This window comes from Jiangella rhizosphaerae (genome assembly GCF_003579925.1).
In the GTDB taxonomy this organism is placed as follows: domain Bacteria; phylum Actinomycetota; class Actinomycetes; order Jiangellales; family Jiangellaceae; genus Jiangella; species Jiangella rhizosphaerae.
Map to the genome: position 1 here is coordinate 1 of NZ_QUAL01000212.1, position 813 is coordinate 813.

Below are 813 nucleotides of genomic sequence, written 5' to 3' on the forward strand. Positions count from 1 at the left end.
CCGGTGACGGTGAGCGCCGACGGCGCGCCGAGCAACATCTGCGCGAACGCGACCGGGTAGATGCCGACGTCGAGCAGCACGCCGCCGCCGAGCGCCGGGTCCCACAGCCGGTGGGTGCGGTCGGGCGGAGCGACGAACCCGAGGTCGGCCGTCACCGCCCGGACGTCACCGATGGCGCCGTCGGCGACCAGCTGCCGCAGCTGCACGATCAGCGGGTTGAACCGCGTCCACATGTCCTCCATGCAGAACACGCCGCGCTCGCGGGCCAGCTCGGTCAGCCGCGTGGTGTCGGCCAGGGACATCGTGAACGCCTTCTCGCAGAGCACCGCCTTCCCCGCGTCCAGCGCGGCCTCGACGACGGGGGCGTGCTGGGCGTGCGGCGTCGCGACGTAGACGACGTCGACCGCCGGGTCGTCGACCAGGGCGCGGACGTCGTCGTAGGCGCGGTCGACCCCGAACTCCGCGGCGAAGGCCTCGGCGCGGTCGAGACGGCGCGAGCTGACGGCGGCCAGCCGGGTGTGCTCGAGCAGCCGCAGGTCGCCGGCGATGTTGCGGGCGATGGCGCCGGTGGCGACGACGCCCCAGCCGATCGTGCGTTCCGAGGTGGTCATGGTCGCACCCTACGCGGCGGCCGGTCTCGTATGATCCGGGACGATGCCCTCGTCCGTGCGCGCCGCCGCCAGAGCCCTCGGCGGCACCTGGCCCCGCCGCACCGCCTGGCTGGTGCTGGCAGCCGCCGTGCTGGTCACGGCCCTGACCGGTGGGTTCCGGACGGCGGCGGCGCCGGCTCCGCAGCGCGTTACGGCGGGCGAC

The 813-nt window shown here is 75.0% G+C and carries 1 protein-coding gene; it reads right to left on the minus strand.

The window, feature by feature from the left end; genetic code table 11:
• The coding region (locus DY240_RS22500) for a Gfo/Idh/MocA family protein (RefSeq protein ID WP_147375448.1) at positions 1–611 on the minus strand (611 nt) is incomplete at its 3' end.
• Positions 612–813: the final 202 nt, after the last annotated feature.